Here is an 18,175-nt window from a genome sequence, read left to right on the forward strand (position 1 = left end):
TTTCAAGAAAGGAAGCTATCCATGGCACTATTAAAAGATATTAAACATTTAGCAGCTACTAAAAAAGACTCTAAAAAAGATATCGCCAATTTTATTTTAGAGAACAAAACAGAAATCGCTCACCTGACCTTAGACGATATTCAAGAGCGAGCCTTTATTTCCAAATCTTCTCTGGTCCGCTTTGCAAAAGCCTTAGGCTTTTCAGGTTGGAAAGAATTTCTGGTACCCTTAGTAGAAGAAATCCACAGGGAAAATGTCGTATTTGCTCACATTGATCCTGATATCCCCTTTACCAAAGAAGACTCCAATCTGACCATCGCTGCCAAAATCGCTCAATTACAGATTGCAAGCATTGAAGATAGCTTGAATTTTCTAGATGAAAAGGTTTTGATACAAGCCGCCTACTCTTTGAAAAAGGCAAAGCGGGTTGTGGTGTTCGGAATCAGCCCCAATAATATTTTGGCTCAAGTATTTAGGCGGCGGATGGCTGCTATTGGTAAAATCATTACCGTTCCCCATCATGATGAAATGGGGTTAGCTTCCTTAGAACTTACCGAAGACGACTTAGCACTTATTATTTCTTATTCTGGGCATCTCCATCAATTTTCATCCGGCCTTGTTGATATTTTAAACAAGCAAGCTGTCACAACACTTGCTATCACTAGCGATCCTCATTCTCCGCTAGCAGAAATTGCTGATATTGTTTTGATGGTATCTGCCCATGAGCAGGTGGTTGGAAAAATTTCCAGTTTTGCTTCAGAGGAATCAATTATTTTCCTCCTAAACATTCTATATGCTACCTATTTTTCTTTAGATTATGAAAAAAATATGACTTATAAGCAAAAAACCGCTGAATTATTGGAAAAAGGACGTCTTGAATCAGACTGAAGAAAAAGTCTATTTTCTCAAAAAGTAACATTTTGTTATGATACTTTCCTTAGGTAGCACGGACGGCAAAACCAAACGCCAAGGCTATAGCTCTTGACTAGGTTTTGCATTAGATTGCCGTTAGAAATAGTATCGATTTCTAACGGCAGTCGTCATAGCGACTTCCTCCGGAATTCCATACCTAGATTTTGAGCCTAGGTCTCAAAATCTCCGAGAGGCAGAAACTCAATGTTTCTGCCTCTTTTGCTACATCAGAAAGTATCAGATTAGGCTTCGCTTATTTCTATATCATCTTACAAAAACGAAAAGTGATACTATTCTATGATGAAACTTTAGAGAGAATTCAGTTTGAGAGTTTGTCTACAACCTGTCTTGAATAAAAGTTATTTTGAAACAAAATATCATTTTTTTAGCTCTGCTATTTTCTAAAATGAAACCTTATGCCAACCCATTTTCAAGCCCTTGAAAGGGCTTTTTTGCTGTGCTAAGATTAGCTCAGCAAATAAAAATTTGACAGGAGTTTGTGCTATGACAAAAGAATATCAAAATTTGGCAGCTCAAATCATTAAAGCAATTGGCGGCAAAAATAATGTTATCAATGTTTATCACTGCCAGACGCGATTGCGCTTCACACTGGCCGATAACTTAAAAGCCAACACTGAAACTGTTGAGAATATTGATGGAGTCACCAAGGTTATTATCAATGGCGGTCAGTATCAAATTGTTATTGGTACTCATGTTGCTGATGTTTTTGAAGAGATTGAAAAACTCGTTGATATTTCACCTGACACCTCGACAACAGAAGAGAAAAAAGGTGTTTTAAATACCATTATTGATTTTGTGGCAGGTACTTTCCAACCGATTATTCCAGCCCTCTCTGGTGCAGGTATGGTTAAAGCAGTTCTGGCTCTCCTTGTGGTTTTCCATATTTTCACCACAGATTCACAGACCTACTATCTGCTTAACTTATTTTCAGATGGTGTCTTCTATTTCTTACCTATCATCATTGCCTTTACTGAAGCGCAAAAATTAAAATGTAATCCAATTCTGGCAGTCGGTGTCGCTGCTATGATGCTGCATCCTAATTGGACTGCTCTGGTAACAGCAGCTAAACCCGTACACTTTTTTGACATCATTCCCTTTACTTTAGCAAATTATAGTTCGAGTGTCATTCCAATTATTTTGATTATTTTTGTTCAGTCTTATGTTGAAAGATTTCTTAATAAATATGTTCCAAAGTCTATCAATCTCGTTTTTGTTCCTATGCTGACCTTCCTTATCATGGGAACACTAGCCTTCTCAGTTCTCGGTCCAATTGGAGCCATTCTTGGTGGTTACCTTGCAACATTCTTTACATTTCTTGCTGATAATGCCAGCTGGGCACCAGCCTTATTAATCGGAGCATTCTTACCTATCATGGTTATGTTTGGTATACACAATGGTGTTGCTCCTCTTGGCATCATGCAAATGTCTCAGTTAGGTTATGACTCTATCTTCGGACCTGGCTGTGTCTGCTCTAACATGGCACAAGCCACTGCTGGTGCTGTTGTAGCTTTCGTCATCAAAGATAAGAAAACAAAAGAAACTGCTATTCCAGGTTTTATCACGGCTTACATGGGAATTACTGAACCTCTTCTTTACGGAGTCAATCTTCCTAAGCGCTATCCTCTAATTGCCTCTATGATTGGTGGAGGACTTGGCGGACTCTATGCAGGTTTAACACATACGCATCGCTTTGCAACCGGTTCATCAGGTCTTCCAGCTGTTCTCCTCTACATTGGAGATAACAGTATGACCTTCTTTTACAATATTATTATCGCTATCTTGATTTCAATTGTTTCAACTGCTATTATCACTTTCTTCTTGGCCAAACATTTTGAAAAAGATACTCCTGCTGAACAAACAATACCTGATATTTTTACCAATCAAGAAGTTGTTGCCCCACTTTCGGGTGAAGTTCTTCCAATTGAAAAATCTGACGATGAGGTTTTTGCCTCAAAAATTATGGGAGAAGGGGTTGTCATACTTCCACAAACAACCGATATTCTAGCTCCTTTCGCTGGAACCGTAGCAACATTATTTCCAACTAAACATGCTATTGGTTTAATTTCAGACAACGGAGCTGAGCTGCTTATTCATATCGGAATTAATACTGTTGATCTTGCTGGTAAGGGTTTTGAGAGCTTTGTTAAACAAGGTGAACATGTTAATCAAGGACAAAAATTAATTTCTTTTGACAAGCAAGTCATCGAAGACGCTGGTTTTTCAAGTCAAGTTATGGTCATCGTTACAAACAGCAAGAATTACTCAGCAATTTATGCTAGAAACAACCAATTTAACAAGGCAGGTGATTTAATCTTAGAGCTGAATAAATAATATCATTGCCAAAAAGAGGATGGGCAGAAACTCGTTCAGTATTTTTTGGAGTAAGTCTTTGACGCAGTGGTTGGGAGTAAGACTTGTTGGCTAGGTCAAGAAGTCTTACCCCTGCACAGTTCATTAGGTGCTTTAGCACCAATGAACCACTGCTGATTGGTGGTCTTTGTCTGGACACCTTTTAATTTTCAGGTGTCCGCCTTAAACAGTCCACTGGACTGTTTAAGTACTAGGCAAGTGATAGCTCCAACAGTTTGGAAAACTGTTGGAGGATATCCAATTCTATGAACGTTAGTTCATGTCAATCCCTAATCAATTATGCAGAGGTGGGACGGTAAAATCGGTAAATCGTGATAAAATCACGATTTACCGATTTTTGGTCCCACTCTCTTTTTATATTCAAAGGTGCTTGATATCAAATTTTACAAAAATCACCTTCATTGTTGTTGCAAAGCCAAAAAAGCAAGAAAATATCAGTGTAGGGAGAATAAACTAAGTAAAGTCTCAAGTCCAATTCTGAATTAGCACTAATTTGCATGCGGTAAATCATCAAGTTCTTTGCATGAACAAGAAAAAGCTTCCTAGTCAAGAGTAGGTGTAGACAAACTCCCAAAACTAAATTCTCTCTAAAGTTTCATTATAAAATAGTATCACTTTCCATTTTTATAAAATGATATAGAAATGATCAAAGCCTAACCCGATACTTTCCTATGTAGCAAAAGAGGCAGAAACATCGAGTTTCCGCCTCTCGGAGATTTTGAGACCTAGGCTCAAAATCTTAATTGAACACGGGCTGCGGATTGTGGCAAAAAGATGAGTCCGCCTAGAATCTTAATGATTCCGCGTCGAACTCCCTATTTTGCCTTTATCCGCAGACGCCCTTTGTATCTTGAACTTAGATATGGAATTCCGAAGGAAGTCGCTATGACGATTGCCGCTAGAAATCGATATTATTTCTAACGGCAATCTAATGCAAAACCTAGTCAAGAGCTATAGCCTTGGCGTTTGGTTTTGCCGTCCGTGCTACCTAAGGAAAGTATCATAACAAAATATTATTTTTTGAGAAAATAGACTTTTTCTTCAGTCTGAGCTTCCTAATCAAGAGTAAGAAGCCTATGAGTAATGATGTTTTAGGATAATTCTTCCAGAATACGATTCACGATATTAGTTATAGTGATACCATTTTCAGCAAGAAGTTCGTCTGCATTGTAGCGGTCGTGGAACTCTTTAGCAATACCGTAGTTTTGTACTTTCAGATTAGAGTTGCCAAGGTAGCTGGCAACTGTCTGACCATAGCCGCCCTCTAGGATACCGTCTTCCAAGGTCACCACCACCTTATGATTTTCTGCCAGTGAATCCAACAATTCAGTATCCAGTCCGGTAATAAATTTGGGATTAACCACTGTTGCTGTGATGCCATGCTTGTCTGCTAATTCTTTAGCAACCTTTTCAGCCAAAGCGTAGAAATTGCCCAAGCCAAAGAGTGCAACCTGACTACCCTTTTGAGTAACTTGGTTTTTATTGAGAATCGAATAATCTGTCTCATCATCAAGTCCTGTTTCTCTCAGTGGACCAACCGGAACGCGGATAGCGACCGGATGGTCTTTTTGCTCAATCGCCCAGTCAAGCATTGCCAAATGTTCTTCTTTATTGGTTGGCGCCAAATAAACAAGATTGGGAATATGTGATAAGAAAGGAATATCAAAGAAACCTAAGTGACTCTCGTCATTCATACTGCTGACAGAAGCCCCATAAACAAGAACAGTTCCTGCTTGATTATTGAGAGCCATATCATGAGATAATTGATCATAAGTACGCTGCATAAAGGTTGAGAAAACAGCCCAAACAGGCTTGGCACCGTTCTTAGCCAGACCAGTTGTCATGGTTGCAGCTTCCTGCTCAGCAATTCCCACATCCACAAATTGATTGCCAGCTTTTTGACGTTGTTCTTGATTAAATAAAAGCATAGGTGTCCCAGCATTAATGGCAATCACAGTTGAATCTTTTTTCATCTTGTCCATAATGAGATCTGCTGTTACGCTGTTGTAAGTTGCTCCGCTATTACCAGATGAAAGATACTGACCTGTTTCAAGGTTAAAGGGACCGCCAGCGTGAAATGCTTCGCGATTTGCTTCAGCAGGCTTAAATCCTTTACCTTTGATGGTATGAATGTGCAAAAGTACAGGATGATTAGCATTTTTGACTTCTTGGAAGAGCTCAATCAGACTATTTAAATCGTTACCTTCATCAAGATAGTGATAGTCATAACCTAAAGCTTTGAAAAAATTATCTGCTGCTTGACCCTTGCTCTCACGTAAATTACGCAAGGCTGTGTAAATACCGCCCTTTGGATTGGTCGCAATAGACTGGTCATTATCATTAACAATAACAAGCGTATTGCTGCCTGTTGTAGCAATTTGATTGAGGCCTTCGTAGGCTTGACCGCCTGAAAGGGAACCATCACCAATGATAGCAAGCACATTGTAGATTTCCCCTTTCAAATCACGCGCTTTGGCAACTCCTGAAGCCAAGGCTAAAGAGGTAGACGTATGACCTACAGTGAATAAATCATGTTCACTTTCTTTAGGATTGGTGTAACCTGACACATCATCATAATGGGCTGGATCGATAAATGCTTGCACCCGTCCAGTTAGCATCTTATGAATGTAAGACTGATGAGACACATCAAAAATAAATTTATCAATTGGTGAGTTGAAAACGTAGTGAAGAGCCACAGTCATTTCAACCATACCAAGATTGGGACCATTGTGCCCACCATGATGACTGAGTTTTTCCAGTAAAGCCTGCCTAGCTTCATCAGCAACCTTATGCAAATCATCAATTGATAAAGCTTTTAAATCCTGCGGCGATTGAATCGTTTCTAATAGCATATTGTGTAAAATCCCTCCATTAGCAATTGTAATTATTCTACACCTTGAAGTCCGCTCTAAGTCAAGGCTTTTCCTGTTTTTTATTAAAGAGCGCCTACAACCTTATGAGGCAGATATTTCTCATCTAGGTAAGCTATATCTTCATCAGTCAGTTTTAGATCGAATGCACCCATAAAATCGTCTAGATATTTTTCCTTGGTGACACCAATAATTGGAGCATCAATCCCCTTTTGCCACAGCCAAGCAAGGGCAATCTGAGCACGAGAATGATTATATTTTTCAGCCAGTTCAGCGACACGCTTGACGATAGCCATATCTTGTTCTTCTGTGCTGTCATATTTGGATTTTGCTGTTTCATCAGTCCTGCTTCTAGCCGTATCAGCTGTCCAATCACGGATAACACGGCCTGCTGCGAAGGGACTGTAAGGTGCTAAGCCAACACCTGAATCTTTACAAAATGGAATCATTTCGCGTTCATCTTCACGATAGAGCATATTGTAATGATTTTGCATAACAGAAAATTTGGTCCAGCCATTCTTTTCAGCTGTATACTGAGCTTTCTGGAATTGCCAAGCATACATGGCTGATGCTCCTAAATAATGTACTTTACCAGAACGGACCAAATCATTAAGAGCTGACATGGTTTCTTCAATCGGCGTATTATAGTCCCAACGATGAATGTAAAGCACATCAATATAATCCGTTCCTAGACGCTTGAGACTGGCATTGACCTGATTAAAAATCGCCTTGCGTGAAAGTCCGGTTGTATTGCGCCCTTCATGCTGACCATCACCAAAGAAAAGTTTCGTAGCAATAATAATTTCCTCACGATCTGCAAAATCCCGAATGGCACGGCCCAGGTACTCTTCACTGCTGCCAGCACCATAAACATTAGCCGTATCAAAGAAATTGACTCCCAAGTCCAATGCTTTTTTAATAATAACTCTGCTTTTTTCCTCATCCAAAAGCCACCCTGAGTGAAATCCTTTACTAGCATCGCCAAAGCTCATACAGCCCAAGCAAATCTTAGATACCTCAAGCCCTGTTCTACCTAATTTTGTGTATTCCATAATCGTCTCCTTTGTTGTTATAGTAATTTTTATGATTCAGCCGTTCCAGCCAAAAAGGCTTTTTTTCTGATCAAGGTTTCTGATTGCATCCATTTCATTATTTGATAGCTGAAAATCAAAGATAGCAATATTTTCTGCCATGCGTTCCTTGTGAATCGTTTTAGGAATAGCCACAACCCCTTCCTGAGTGATGAAACGCAGAATCACCTGAGCAACTGTTTTAGCATGTTTCTGAGCAATTTCCTGCAGAAGCGGATGCTTGAATATGTCCTGTCTTCCCTCACCAAAAGGAGCCCAAGATTCAAACTGAATGCCTTTGTTTTGTGTGAACTGCCGTGTCACCACCTGTTGCTGCAAAATATGCATCTCATTTTGCAAAACCGCCGGTTTGACATCACATGTTTCTAAGAGATTCTCTATAAGATCAGGCTGAAAATTAGAAAGTCCGATTGCTTTTAATCTTCCTTCCTGATAAGCTTCTTCAAGAGCACGATAAGTTCCTTGATAATCTCTTACTACCCAATGAATAAGCATAAGATCAATATAATCAGTTTGCAATGCCTTAAGAGCATGCGCAATTTGCTTCTTAGTCCTTTTATAACCAGAGGTAGCTAATTTTGTGGTGATGAAAAACTCTTTTCGGGCAAAACCTGATTTTTTCATTGCCTGCCCTACTCCCGCTTCATTGCCGTAGTACTGAGCAGTATCAAAATGCCGATAACCAAGAGTAATAGCATCGCTGACAGCTCGCTGCGTGTCTTTTTCAGGAATTTGATAAACACCCAGTCCTAGGATTGGCATCTTATTGCCTGTATTTAAAGTAACATATTCCATATAAACTTCTTTCTTGGACTAAATCGTTTTTAGCCAGTTTTTAATACTGGATGGACTTGATAAAATCCGGCCCTGCGGCAGATTAAGACCAGTCCACTGCTCCATCACCTTTTGCGCATCATGATAAGTAGAGCCGCCTGAAGTTGCAAAAGCAGCTACTTTTTTCCCTGTCAGATCAAGATTTTCAAGAACTGTACGGATAATTTTAGGAGGGATTCCCCACCAAATCGGATGGCCAATAATTACCTGATTATAAGGAGTCAAATCTGGCAGAGTTCCGCGGTAAGCAGGACGGCTGTCTTCATCATTTTGTTCTTGATTCGCCCGACAGCTTGCATTAGTCCATGTCAAATCTTCTGTCGTATAAGCATTTTCAGGCAGAATGCGATAGAGATCAGCACCCAATTCCTGAGCTATAGTTTCAGCAGCTCTTTTTGTGTTTCCAGTATTTGAAAAATAGAGAACAAGCGTTTTTGTCATAGCTTTTTCCTCCTTTAATTAAGCTGCTTTCATTATAAACCTTAAAGTCAACTCCAAGTCAAGTAAAAATAAATAGTTAAACTTTCAAGACAAATATGAAAAAAATCTGGAATCAGAAACAATCCCAGATTTTACATCTTTTTACAAACTATGCCAGATATCCTTGTCGTATTGTTCAATGGTCCTGTCTGATGAGAAGAAACCAGCTTTAGCAATGTTATGAACGACTTTGGTGTTCCAAGCATTACGGTCTTCATAGTCCGCGTAAACTTCTTCTTTCTTAGCAATGTATTCTTTTAAATCAATGAGAGTCATGAACCAGTCTTTGTTAATCAGTTCATTGTAAAGGCGTTCTAAACGCTCTTTATTACCGACTTTAAGCAATTCATCACTGACAATGAAGTCCACCGCTTCTTTAATATCTTCATCGCCTTCATAATAATCACGAGACACATAAGAAGCCTTGTCATACATATCGATAATGGTATCTGAATCCTTACCAAAGGTATAGATATTTTCCTGACCAACAAGCTCAGCAATTTCAACATTGGCACCGTCCATGGTTCCTAGCGTCAGAGCGCCATTTAACATGAATTTCATGTTACCAGTGCCGGAAGCTTCTTTAGATGCCAGTGAGATTTGCTCTGAAATATCAGAAGCCGGAATCAAGTGCTCAGCCACAGTGACATTATAGTTCTCAACAAGGAAAACATTCAGATAAGGGCTGACATCAGGATCCTTATTAATCAATTCTGAAAGGCTGAGAATCAGGTGAATAATATCCTGAGCAATGATATAAGCAGGAGCTGCCTTACCGCCAAAGATCAGTGTAATCTTGCGTTTTGGCAGATTCCCTTTTTTAATATCCAAATATTTATGGATAATGTAGAGGACATTCATCTGCTGACGTTTGTATTCATGGAAACGCTTGATTTGTGTATCAATGATCGAATTTTCATCCAAATCAATACCTTTATTAGCTTTTAAGTAACGTTTGAGAGCCAGCTTGTTGTCATATTTAATTTGTGACAGTTTCTCATGGACTGCTTCATCTGCTGCCAAAGCATCTAATTTTTCTAGCTCTGTCGCATCTTCAAGATAACCGTCGCCAATCAATTCTTTGATATAAGCCGCCAATTCTTGGTTGGCAAATTCCAGCCAGCGACGGAAGGTAATCCCGTTGGTTTTATTATTAAATTTTTCAGGATAAATATCATAGAAAGGCTTGAGCTCACTATTTTTAAGAATCTCAGTATGCAGAGCAGCTACTCCGTTGACACTGGTTGAAAAGTGAATATCCATGTGTGCCATATGAACGCGATCAGACTTATCGATAATTTGTACTGTTTCATCGGCATATTCAGCACGAATCAGCTCATCCAATTTTTTAATAATGACAACTAGATGCGGTACAACCTCTTCCAAATAATCCAGAGGCCATTTTTCAAGGGCTTCTGCTAAGATAGTATGGTTAGTGTATCCGACCATATTTTTGACAATATCAACTGCTTCATGAAAGTCAAGACCATGTTTTTCGTTCAAAAGACGGATGAGTTCTGGAATAACCATGGACGGATGCGTGTCATTGATTTGCACGTAGGCATAATCCGCTAAATCATGCAGGTTTGAGCCGCGTTCCAAAGCTTCGTCAATTAAGAGCTGAGCCGCATTTGAAACCATGAAGTACTGCTGATAAATACGCAGCAATTCCCCATTTTTATCAGAATCATCCGGATAGAGGAAAAGAGTTAGATTTTTCTTGATTTCTGTCTTATCAAAGGTAATACCATCCTTGATCAGACCGTAATCAATCCCATCAATATCAAACAAATTAAGATAATTCTTGCTGTCCTTGTGATAACCCAAAATATCAATACGTTTTAATGCAGATTTAAGGGTAAAGTCACGGAAAGGCACATCGTAGGAAATGTCAGTCGAAACCAGCCACGAATCATCTTCAATCCAGTAATCAGCTTTGGCCTCCTGCTGATTGTTACGGAAAACCTGCTTGAACAGACCGCAGTGATAATTGAGACCGACACCTTCACCATTAATGCCCAGCGTTGACATAGAATCGATAAAACAAGAAGCTAAGCGCCCCAAACCACCATTTCCAAGCGATGGTTCCAATTCAATATCTTCAACTTCAGCCATGGACTTACCAGCAGCAGTTAGCTCGTCTTTAACAGTCTTATAAAGACCAAGATTGATCAAATTATTGGACAGCAGCTTCCCAATGAGGAATTCAGCAGAAATGTAGTAAACCTTACGTTTTGATGTGTTTTTTGGCATACCTTCAGCAGCTTCTTTAACAAAGTGCAGCAGTTGAAGGTAAATCTCTGCATTGTTTAATTGTGACAGGTCTTGACCAGTTTTTTCCTGAACATAACTACTGAACTGTTTTATGTTTTGTGTCATTTTCTTCATTTCCTCTTTCTTTGATGTCATTTTCTTCATTTCCTCTTTGATATAGTTTAGTTAATGCAATTAAAAAGTCTTTTTTGTCTTGAGTCAGATCTTTGGCCCGCATGCGCCACTGCCAGTTACCACCAATGGTAGATGGTGTGTTCATGCGTGAGCTGGCAGGTTTATTGAGCAGATCCTGCATGGTCAAAATCACTGTATTGCTGACGGTTGAGAAAAGCAGCCGCAGCATGGCCTGATTAACCGGCTCAATCGGTTTTCGGTGGGTATAGGCATCAACAAATTCTTCTTGTTCTACGCTAAGGCTGTCATACCAACCGTTGACAACTTCATTATCATGAGTTCCGATATAAGCAACACTATTGGGGGTGTAATGATGCGGAATATCAATACTGTGTCCAGTTAAATCATAAAAACCAAATTCTAAAATTTTCATGCCAGGAAAGCCAGTATCTTTTAAAAGCTGCCTTGCTCTGTCATCAACATAACCCAGATCCTCAGCAACAATCGGTAGATCCCCCAAAACATTTTGAACAGCTCTAAAAAGTGCTATGCCAGGGCCCGGCTGCCAGCAGCCTTTCCTAGCTGTTTTTGAGTCTCCTTCAATTTCCCAGTAGTCTGAAAAACCTTTAAAATGATCGATCCGCAGAATATCATAAATTTTGAAGCTTTCTTGAATACGGTAAATCCACCAGGCAAAACCTGTTTCCCTATGCTTTTTCCAGTCATAGATAGGATTTCCCCAGAGCTGTCCTTCGTCACTGAATTCATCTGGTGGACAGCCAGCAACCGATAAAGGCTCCAAATTTTCATCCATTTTAAAGAGCTCAGGCATGGTCCAGACTTCAACGCTGTCCTTGGCAACATAGATAGGCATATCGCCAATAATTTTGATATGCTTCTTATTGGCATATGCTTTAAGCGCCAGCCATTGTTCAAAAAAGAAATACTGAGTAACCTTGTAATAATTAATCTCATCAGCTAGGAGACGCCGATAATGAACCAGTCGCTCTTCATCACGTTGGATAGCCTTTTTATCTCCCCATTCCTGCAGGGCCTTGTGGCCAAAATGTTCTTTTATGGCCATAAACTCAGCATAATCATCAAGCCAAGTCTCATTTTGCTCTTCAAAAACTTTTAATTTTTCACGATTTTTTTCAGCTGTCAAAAAGTTGGCAACAGCCTTTTCTAAAATTGGCCTGCGAACTTTAAACAAAAGGGCATAATCAACAGCTTCTTCATCATCTCCAAAGGAGACCGTCGCATAATCTGCTTCCTGAAGCAGCCCTTTTTCTCGCAGTAAATCAAAGTCAATAAAATTAACATTGCCGGCAACTGCAGAAAAAGATTGATAAGGAGAGTCTCCATAACTTGTTGATGTCAAAGGCAATAGCTGCCAGTAGGTTTGATTGGTTTCTTTAAGAAAATCAACAAAACGGTAGGCTTCCTGACCAAAGGTGCCAATACCAAACTTTCCAGGAAGAGAGCTGATATGCAGCAAAACACCACTTGCACGTGTTTCCATACTTTTCTCCTTTAATTAAGATACTAAGGGCGTTAAGAAATCCGTATAAAAATAGGAAACGGACGCTGTGTCGCTAAGACACAAGGACGTTTATTTTTTTACTAGGATTTTAGCCCGTGTTCAATTAACAAGATACAAAGAGCGTTAGCGAGCAAAGTCAAAATAGGAGGTTCGACGAAGAGTCACAGGACTCTAGGAGAAGCTATCTTTTTGACACAGCTCGCAGCTCGTGTTCAATTAACAAGATACAAAGAGCGTTAGCGAGCAAAGTCAAAATAGGAGGTTCGACGAAGAGTCAAGGGACTCTAGGAGAAGCTATCTTTTTGACACAGCTCGCAGCTCGTGTTCAGTTACATAAGATACGGCAGAGGCTTGTTATCTAAGTGCTCTGCACTTGATAACAAACGCCAATCACCATAGTGAATTGGCTGCCTCTCCCATTAACTTCGTTTGCTTAGTAAAATCGACTAACCAAACGAAGTGTCGCAAAAGGCGTGAGCGACACAAAGCAAAATAAGCGGTAAGTCAGAAATCTGAGATTTCGTTGACTCACCCTCGTCAGGACGACTAGAACTCTCAACGCCTGCAAGGCTCAGAGAGTTCAGACGTCTACGACGAATTTAAAACCAAGAGTCAAAGGACTCTGGGAGAAGCTATCTTTTTGCACAGTGTCGTAGCCGTGTTCTATTATTTGCTAAGATAAGAGAATTATAACGCAAGCGTTTGCGTAAGTCAAGAATTTTTAGAAAAAAATAAAAAAGAACGGTAAGAATGCCATGAAATCATATCAAAGCTCACTTCTTCCGCTCTTTTTAGTAAAAAATTTAGTTTCTCTTTTTGAGATTGCGAACACTCTCGCGTTCCTCTAAGGTAAAAGGAACAATCACTTTTTCATTTTGTGTTTGACTGTCTTTAATCTTCTCTATCAATCTATGCAGACTCAGTCTTCCTAGACTACTGACATTAATATCAAAGGTAGTCAAATAAGGATGCAAAATAGTTGCATAACTGGAATTGTTAAAAGAAACAATTGATATGTCATCTGGCACAGTAAAGCCGTAATAAGACAGAAACTGTATGATTTTAATAGACAAAACATCCCCAATAATCATCAAAGCACTTATTTTTTCCCTTTGAATTGTCTCAATAAAAGCTTCTAGCAGCTCCGGCCGTTTGGAATCAAACAAAGCACTGTTATAAGACTTTAATCCTAATTTCATCATTCCTTTTTGGTAACCAATGTAGCGTTCAAGATAGATTTCACTCTTTTGATCATTGGTGACAAACAAAATCTTTTGATGCCCTCTTTGGTTGAGATAGTTAACTGCTGTTTTGGCCATCAGCTGGTTATCATTGTCAACATATGTGGTTTCATTTTCGTAGTCTACCGGCGCTCCTATAATAACAAAAGGAATCTTGTATTTCATAAGAAACTGACAGACAGGATCCTTTTCTTCCGAATAAAGGACAATAAATCCATCGACTCGCTTTTGGCGATACATGAGCTGAACCTGACTTTCCAAATCTGACAGGGTGTCGCTGGTAGCAATGGAAACCGTAAAATTATTGATGGTTGCTTCACCATTGATTGCTGTTAAAATTTCCATAAAAAAGGGCTCACTCAGCCGATCCGGACCAGACAGAGGAGGTAAAACCACACCTACACAATAAGTTAGACCACTGGCTAGCATTTGGGCTGCCAGATTTGGAACATAACCCAAGTCATTCATGGCTCTTTTGACACGGTCTTTAGTTTTCTGAGAAATTGATGAACTGTTTTTTAGAGCCCGGCTGACAGTGGAGGGATTGACACCAGCCTTTTTTGCTACATCTTTAATGGTAACCATATCATTTTCCTTTGTTTTTGCTGAATTCTATTTTACAACAGATTTTCCTGACTTACAAGATTATTAGAAAATTAAGAGAGTGGCCAAAAAGTTCTGTCTCATTTAATTATTTAAGATATGGCAGTTTGACGTATTAGTTTTTACTTTATTTATCCGCTTAAAAGCTTATTAAAACAAGCGTTTGCATGACTTTGTTATTCGTTAAAAGCAGGTAATATCTATTTTTTAAAATATTTTTTAAAAAAGACTTGACTTTTTTTGCAAACGGTTGCATAATAAAAGATGTATTTTTGATAAAAACTTTCAGGAGGAACAAAGCTATGAAAACATGGCAAAAATTACTTATTGGCGGTGCGAGTCTTGCTCTTGCAAGCAGCATCCTTGTTGCCTGCGGGTCAAAGGAGTCCAAATCCAGCTCAGCAGATCCCAAAACCATTAAACTTTGGGTTCCAACAGGAGCTAAAAAATCTTATGAAAACATTGTGAAAAAATTCGAAAAAGATTCCAACTACAAGGTTAAAGTCATCGAATCTGAGGATCCAAAAGCTCAAGAAAAGATTAAAAAGGACCCTAGTACTGCAGCAGACGTCTTTTCTCTGCCGCACGATCAATTAGGTCAGTTGGTTGAGGCTGGTGTTATTCAGGAAATTCCAGAAAAGTATACTAACGAAATCGCTAAAAACGAAACAGAGCAAGCTAGTGCTGGTGCCAAATACAAGGGCAAAACTTATGCCTTCCCATTTGGTATTGAATCTCAAGTCCTCTACTACAATAAATCTAAATTGTCAGCTGAAGATGTTACATCCTATGAAACCATTACCAGCAAGGCAGCCTTCGGGGCAAAACTAAAACAAGTTAATGCCTATGCTACTGCACCTCTCTTTTTATCCGTCGGTGATAAAATCTTCGGAGAAAACGGTGAAGACGTTGATGGTACAAATTGGGGCAATGAGGCCGGTGTGTCTGTTCTCAAATGGATTGCCAGCCAAAAAACAAACAAAGGCTTTGTTAACCTCGATGATAATAATGTCATGTCCAAATTTGGTGACGGCGCTGTAGCTGCTTTTGAGTCAGGACCTTGGGACTATGAAGCTGCACAAAAAGCTATCGGCAAAGAAAATCTTGCTGTTACAGTTTATCCAACTATCAATATTGATGGTAAAGTTGTTCAGCAAAAAGCCTTTTTAGGGGTCAAACTTTATGCTGTCAATCAAGCACCGTCTAAAGGCAATACAAAACGTATCGCTGCCAGCTATAAATTAGCATCTTATCTCACCAGTGCCGAAAGTCAGGAAAATCAATTCAAGGATAAGGGACGCAATATCATTCCGTCTAACAAGACCGTTCAAAATTCTGCAGCTGTTCAAAACAATGAATTAGCGCAGGCTGTTATTAAAATGGGCTCATCTTCAGATTACACAATGGTTATGCCTAAACTAAGCCAAATGACAACATTCTGGAATGAAAGTGCTGCTATTCTCAGTGATACTTATAATGGTAAGATAAAAGAAAGTAATTACCTTGCTAAATTGAAACAATTTGATAAAGATTTAGCAGCTGCTAAATAAATATCATAGTGAGGGGAGTCACATCTCCTCACTTTTGTTAATCGGATAAACAAAGGAGATATACATGGCTAATTCATCTTTATATGATCAGGTGTCTGTGCCAGAGGCCTTTAAAAAAGGCAGTATAGACATCAAATTATCCTTTTTCATTATGGGATTTGCCAACCTAGTCAATAAGCAGTTTATCAAGGGTTTCCTTTTTCTTATAAGTGAAATTGCCTTTTTAATCGCTTTTGTAACCCAAGTTATTCCATCCTTTCAGGGCTTAATAACACTGGGCAGCCAAACACAGGGGATGAAAGAAAAGGTGGTTGACGGAGTTAAGCTGCAAGTCGCCGTTGAAGGGGATAATTCCATGCTTATGCTGATTTTCGGCTTAGCATCACTGATTTTTTGCTTGGTTTTCGCCTATATTTATTGGTGCAATTTAAAAAGCGCCCGAAATCTCTATGTCATTAAAAAGACTGGAGCCAAGGTTCCTTCTTTCAAGGAAGATTTTATGACCCTGGCAAACGGACGCTTCCATATGACCTTGATGGCAGTTCCTTTAATCGGAGTTTTGCTCTTTACTATTTTGCCGCTGGTTTATATGATTTGTCTGGCCTTTACCAACTATGACCACAATCACTTACCGCCTAAATCACTCTTTGATTGGGTAGGCCTAGCTAACTTTGGCAATGTTTTAAACGGTCGGATGGCAGGAACCTTTTTCCCTGTTTTATCTTGGACACTGATTTGGGCCGTTTTTGCAACAGTGACCAACTTTATTTTCGGTGTTATTTTGGCCCTCATTATCAATGCCAAAGGTCTTAGATTAAAGAAACTGTGGCGGACAGTTTTTGTTATCACTATTGCTGTGCCGCAATTTATTTCACTGCTGCTAATGCGGAATTTCCTCAATGACCAAGGACCTTTTAACGCTCTTTTGGAAAAAATTGGATTGATTTCGCATCCTCTGCCCTTTTTATCAGATCCTTTGTGGGCAAAAGTATCTATTATCTTTGTCATATGTGGGTTGGTATTCCCTTTACCATGCTAATTGCAACTGGTATCATTATGAATTTGCCTAGTGAGCAGATTGAAGCCGCTGAAATTGATGGCGCAAGTAAATTCCAGATTTTCAAATCAATTACTTTCCCGCAGATTCTTCTTATCATGATGCCGTCTTTAATTCAACAGTTTATCGGTAATATTAATAATTTCAATGTTATCTATCTGCTTACCGGCGGCGGGCCTACTAATTCTCAGTTTTATCAGGCTGGCAGCACCGATTTGCTGGTTACCTGGCTGTATAAGCTGACTGTAAGCGCAGCAGATTACAATTTGGCTTCTGTTATTGGCATTGTCATCTTTGTCATCTCAGCGGTCTTCAGCCTCTTGGCTTATACACACTCAGCATCTTATAAGGAAGGAGCAATTAAATAATGAAAAGGAAAAGACGACTCCAACTGGGACTCACCTATATTTTGCTCATCATATTATCGTTCATCTGGCTTCTCCCCATTGCCTGGGTGATTCTTACCAGTTTTCGCGGTGAAGGAACAGCCTATGTAACTTACTTTATTCCAAAAACATGGACTCTTGATAATTATATTAAACTCTTTACCAATTCTTCCTTCCCTTACGGCCGCTGGTTTTTAAATACACTTGCCGTAGCTGTTGCTTCTTGTATTTTGTCAACGTTTATTACGGTCGCCATGGCTTATTCCCTCAGCCGCATTAAATTTAAACACCGCAACGGCTTATTAAAGTTAGCCCTCATTCTCAATATGTTTCCTGGCTTTATGAGCATGATTGCCATTTACTATATCCTAAAGGCTCTCAATCTGACACAAACCTTGACTTCTCTTGTTCTTGTCTATTCAGCCGGAGCTGCCTTGACCTTTTATATTGCTAAAGGTTTCTTTGATACGATTCCCTACTCACTTGATGAATCTGCTATGATTGACGGAGCAACGCGCATGGATATTTTCTTCAAAATTACCCTGCCACTCTCTAAACCAATCATCGTCTATACAGCACTTCTGGCCTTCATTGGTCCTTGGATTGACTTTATCTTTGCTCAGGTGATTTTAGGAGATGCTACAAGCAAATACACGGTAGCTATCGGACTCTTCTCTATGCTGCAAGCAGACACTATCAACAACTGGTTTATGACCTTTGCGGCAGGCTCTGTTTTAATCGCCATTCCAATCACCCTGCTCTTTATCTTCATGCAAAAATACTATGTTGAAGGTATCACTGGCGGATCAGTCAAATAGAATTAGTAAGG

At 39.4% G+C, this 18,175-nt stretch carries 11 protein-coding genes and 1 pseudogene; 5 read left to right on the top strand and 7 right to left on the bottom strand.

The window, feature by feature from the left end; genetic code table 11:
- Window positions 1-21 precede the first annotated feature (21 nt).
- Window positions 22-888 carry a MurR/RpiR family transcriptional regulator gene (locus SCSH_RS07790; protein WP_082581963.1) on the top strand — a complete coding sequence of 289 codons (867 nt, stop codon included), beginning with the start codon at window positions 22-24 and terminating at the stop codon, window positions 886-888.
- A gap of 528 nt (window positions 889-1,416) precedes the next feature.
- Window positions 1,417-3,264, top strand: a complete 1,848-nt coding sequence (locus tag SCSH_RS07795; RefSeq protein WP_082581964.1) for a beta-glucoside-specific PTS transporter subunit IIABC — start codon at window positions 1,417-1,419, stop codon at window positions 3,262-3,264.
- 1,130 nt (window positions 3,265-4,394) lie between these two features.
- On the opposite strand, the gene SCSH_RS07800 is transcribed toward SCSH_RS07795, so the two are convergent.
- The 7 genes from SCSH_RS07800 to SCSH_RS07830 form a co-directional block, all read right to left on the bottom strand.
- Window positions 4,395-6,155, bottom strand: a complete 1,761-nt coding sequence (locus SCSH_RS07800) for a 1-deoxy-D-xylulose-5-phosphate synthase (protein WP_057491326.1) — start codon at window positions 6,153-6,155, stop codon at window positions 4,395-4,397.
- Between the two features lie 83 nt (window positions 6,156-6,238).
- Window positions 6,239-7,225 (bottom strand): aldo/keto reductase, encoded by a 987-nt coding sequence (locus SCSH_RS07805; protein ID WP_057491327.1) that lies wholly within the window; start codon window positions 7,223-7,225, stop codon window positions 6,239-6,241.
- Between the two features lie 36 nt (window positions 7,226-7,261).
- Window positions 7,262-8,059, bottom strand: coding sequence for an aldo/keto reductase (locus SCSH_RS07810; protein ID WP_057491328.1), 798 nt, complete (start codon window positions 8,057-8,059; stop codon window positions 7,262-7,264).
- Window positions 8,060-8,077: 18 nt separating this feature from the next.
- Window positions 8,078-8,539 carry a flavodoxin gene (locus tag SCSH_RS07815; protein ID WP_057491329.1) on the bottom strand — a complete coding sequence of 154 codons (462 nt, stop codon included), beginning with the start codon at window positions 8,537-8,539 and terminating at the stop codon, window positions 8,078-8,080.
- 141 nt (window positions 8,540-8,680) lie between these two features.
- On the bottom strand, window positions 8,681-10,957 hold the full coding sequence (gene glgP, locus SCSH_RS07820) for a glycogen/starch/alpha-glucan family phosphorylase (RefSeq protein WP_057491355.1): 2,277 nt from the start codon (window positions 10,955-10,957) through the stop codon (window positions 8,681-8,683).
- Window positions 10,929-12,488, bottom strand: coding sequence for a 4-alpha-glucanotransferase (malQ, locus tag SCSH_RS07825; protein ID WP_057491330.1), 1,560 nt, complete (start codon window positions 12,486-12,488; stop codon window positions 10,929-10,931). The genes glgP and malQ overlap by 29 nt, the downstream gene beginning before the upstream one ends.
- 824 nt (window positions 12,489-13,312) lie before the next feature.
- Window positions 13,313-14,335, bottom strand: coding sequence for a LacI family DNA-binding transcriptional regulator (locus SCSH_RS07830; RefSeq protein ID WP_057491331.1), 1,023 nt, complete (start codon window positions 14,333-14,335; stop codon window positions 13,313-13,315).
- A 320-nt stretch (window positions 14,336-14,655) separates the two neighbouring features.
- On the opposite strand from SCSH_RS07830, the gene SCSH_RS07835 reads away from it, so the two are divergent.
- The 3 genes and pseudogenes from SCSH_RS07835 to SCSH_RS07845 all read left to right on the top strand — a co-directional run bounded on the left by SCSH_RS07835 (window position 14,656) and on the right by SCSH_RS07845 (window position 18,164).
- Entirely contained in the window at window positions 14,656-15,903 is a 1,248-nt protein-coding gene (locus SCSH_RS07835) for an extracellular solute-binding protein (RefSeq protein ID WP_057491332.1), read from the top strand.
- Window positions 15,904-15,967: 64 nt separating this feature from the next.
- Window positions 15,968-17,328, top strand: a pseudogene (locus SCSH_RS07840) (carbohydrate ABC transporter permease).
- Complete coding sequence (locus tag SCSH_RS07845) at window positions 17,328-18,164, top strand: sugar ABC transporter permease (protein WP_057491333.1); 837 nt, start codon at window positions 17,328-17,330, stop codon at window positions 18,162-18,164. Before SCSH_RS07840 ends, SCSH_RS07845 begins: the two are co-directional and overlap by 1 nt.
- Window positions 18,165-18,175: the final 11 nt, after the last annotated feature.

This window comes from Streptococcus orisasini (genome assembly GCF_001431045.1).
Taxonomy (GTDB): Bacteria; Bacillota; Bacilli; order Lactobacillales; family Streptococcaceae; genus Streptococcus; species Streptococcus orisasini.

Coding starts and splice junctions, on each gene's coding strand:
- SCSH_RS07790 (WP_082581963.1), top strand. CDS start 22: ATGGCACTATTAAAAGATATTAAACATTTAGCAGCTACTAAAAAAGAC.
- SCSH_RS07795 (WP_082581964.1), top strand. CDS start 1,417: ATGACAAAAGAATATCAAAATTTGGCAGCTCAAATCATTAAAGCAATT.
- SCSH_RS07800 (WP_057491326.1), bottom strand. CDS start 6,155: ATGCTATTAGAAACGATTCAATCGCCGCAGGATTTAAAAGCTTTATCA.
- SCSH_RS07805 (WP_057491327.1), bottom strand. CDS start 7,225: ATGGAATACACAAAATTAGGTAGAACAGGGCTTGAGGTATCTAAGATT.
- SCSH_RS07810 (WP_057491328.1), bottom strand. CDS start 8,059: ATGGAATATGTTACTTTAAATACAGGCAATAAGATGCCAATCCTAGGA.
- SCSH_RS07815 (WP_057491329.1), bottom strand. CDS start 8,539: ATGACAAAAACGCTTGTTCTCTATTTTTCAAATACTGGAAACACAAAA.
- glgP (WP_057491355.1), bottom strand. CDS start 10,957: ATGACACAAAACATAAAACAGTTCAGTAGTTATGTTCAGGAAAAAACT.
- malQ (WP_057491330.1), bottom strand. CDS start 12,488: ATGGAAACACGTGCAAGTGGTGTTTTGCTGCATATCAGCTCTCTTCCT.
- SCSH_RS07830 (WP_057491331.1), bottom strand. CDS start 14,335: ATGGTTACCATTAAAGATGTAGCAAAAAAGGCTGGTGTCAATCCCTCC.
- SCSH_RS07835 (WP_057491332.1), top strand. CDS start 14,656: ATGAAAACATGGCAAAAATTACTTATTGGCGGTGCGAGTCTTGCTCTT.
- SCSH_RS07845 (WP_057491333.1), top strand. CDS start 17,328: ATGAAAAGGAAAAGACGACTCCAACTGGGACTCACCTATATTTTGCTC.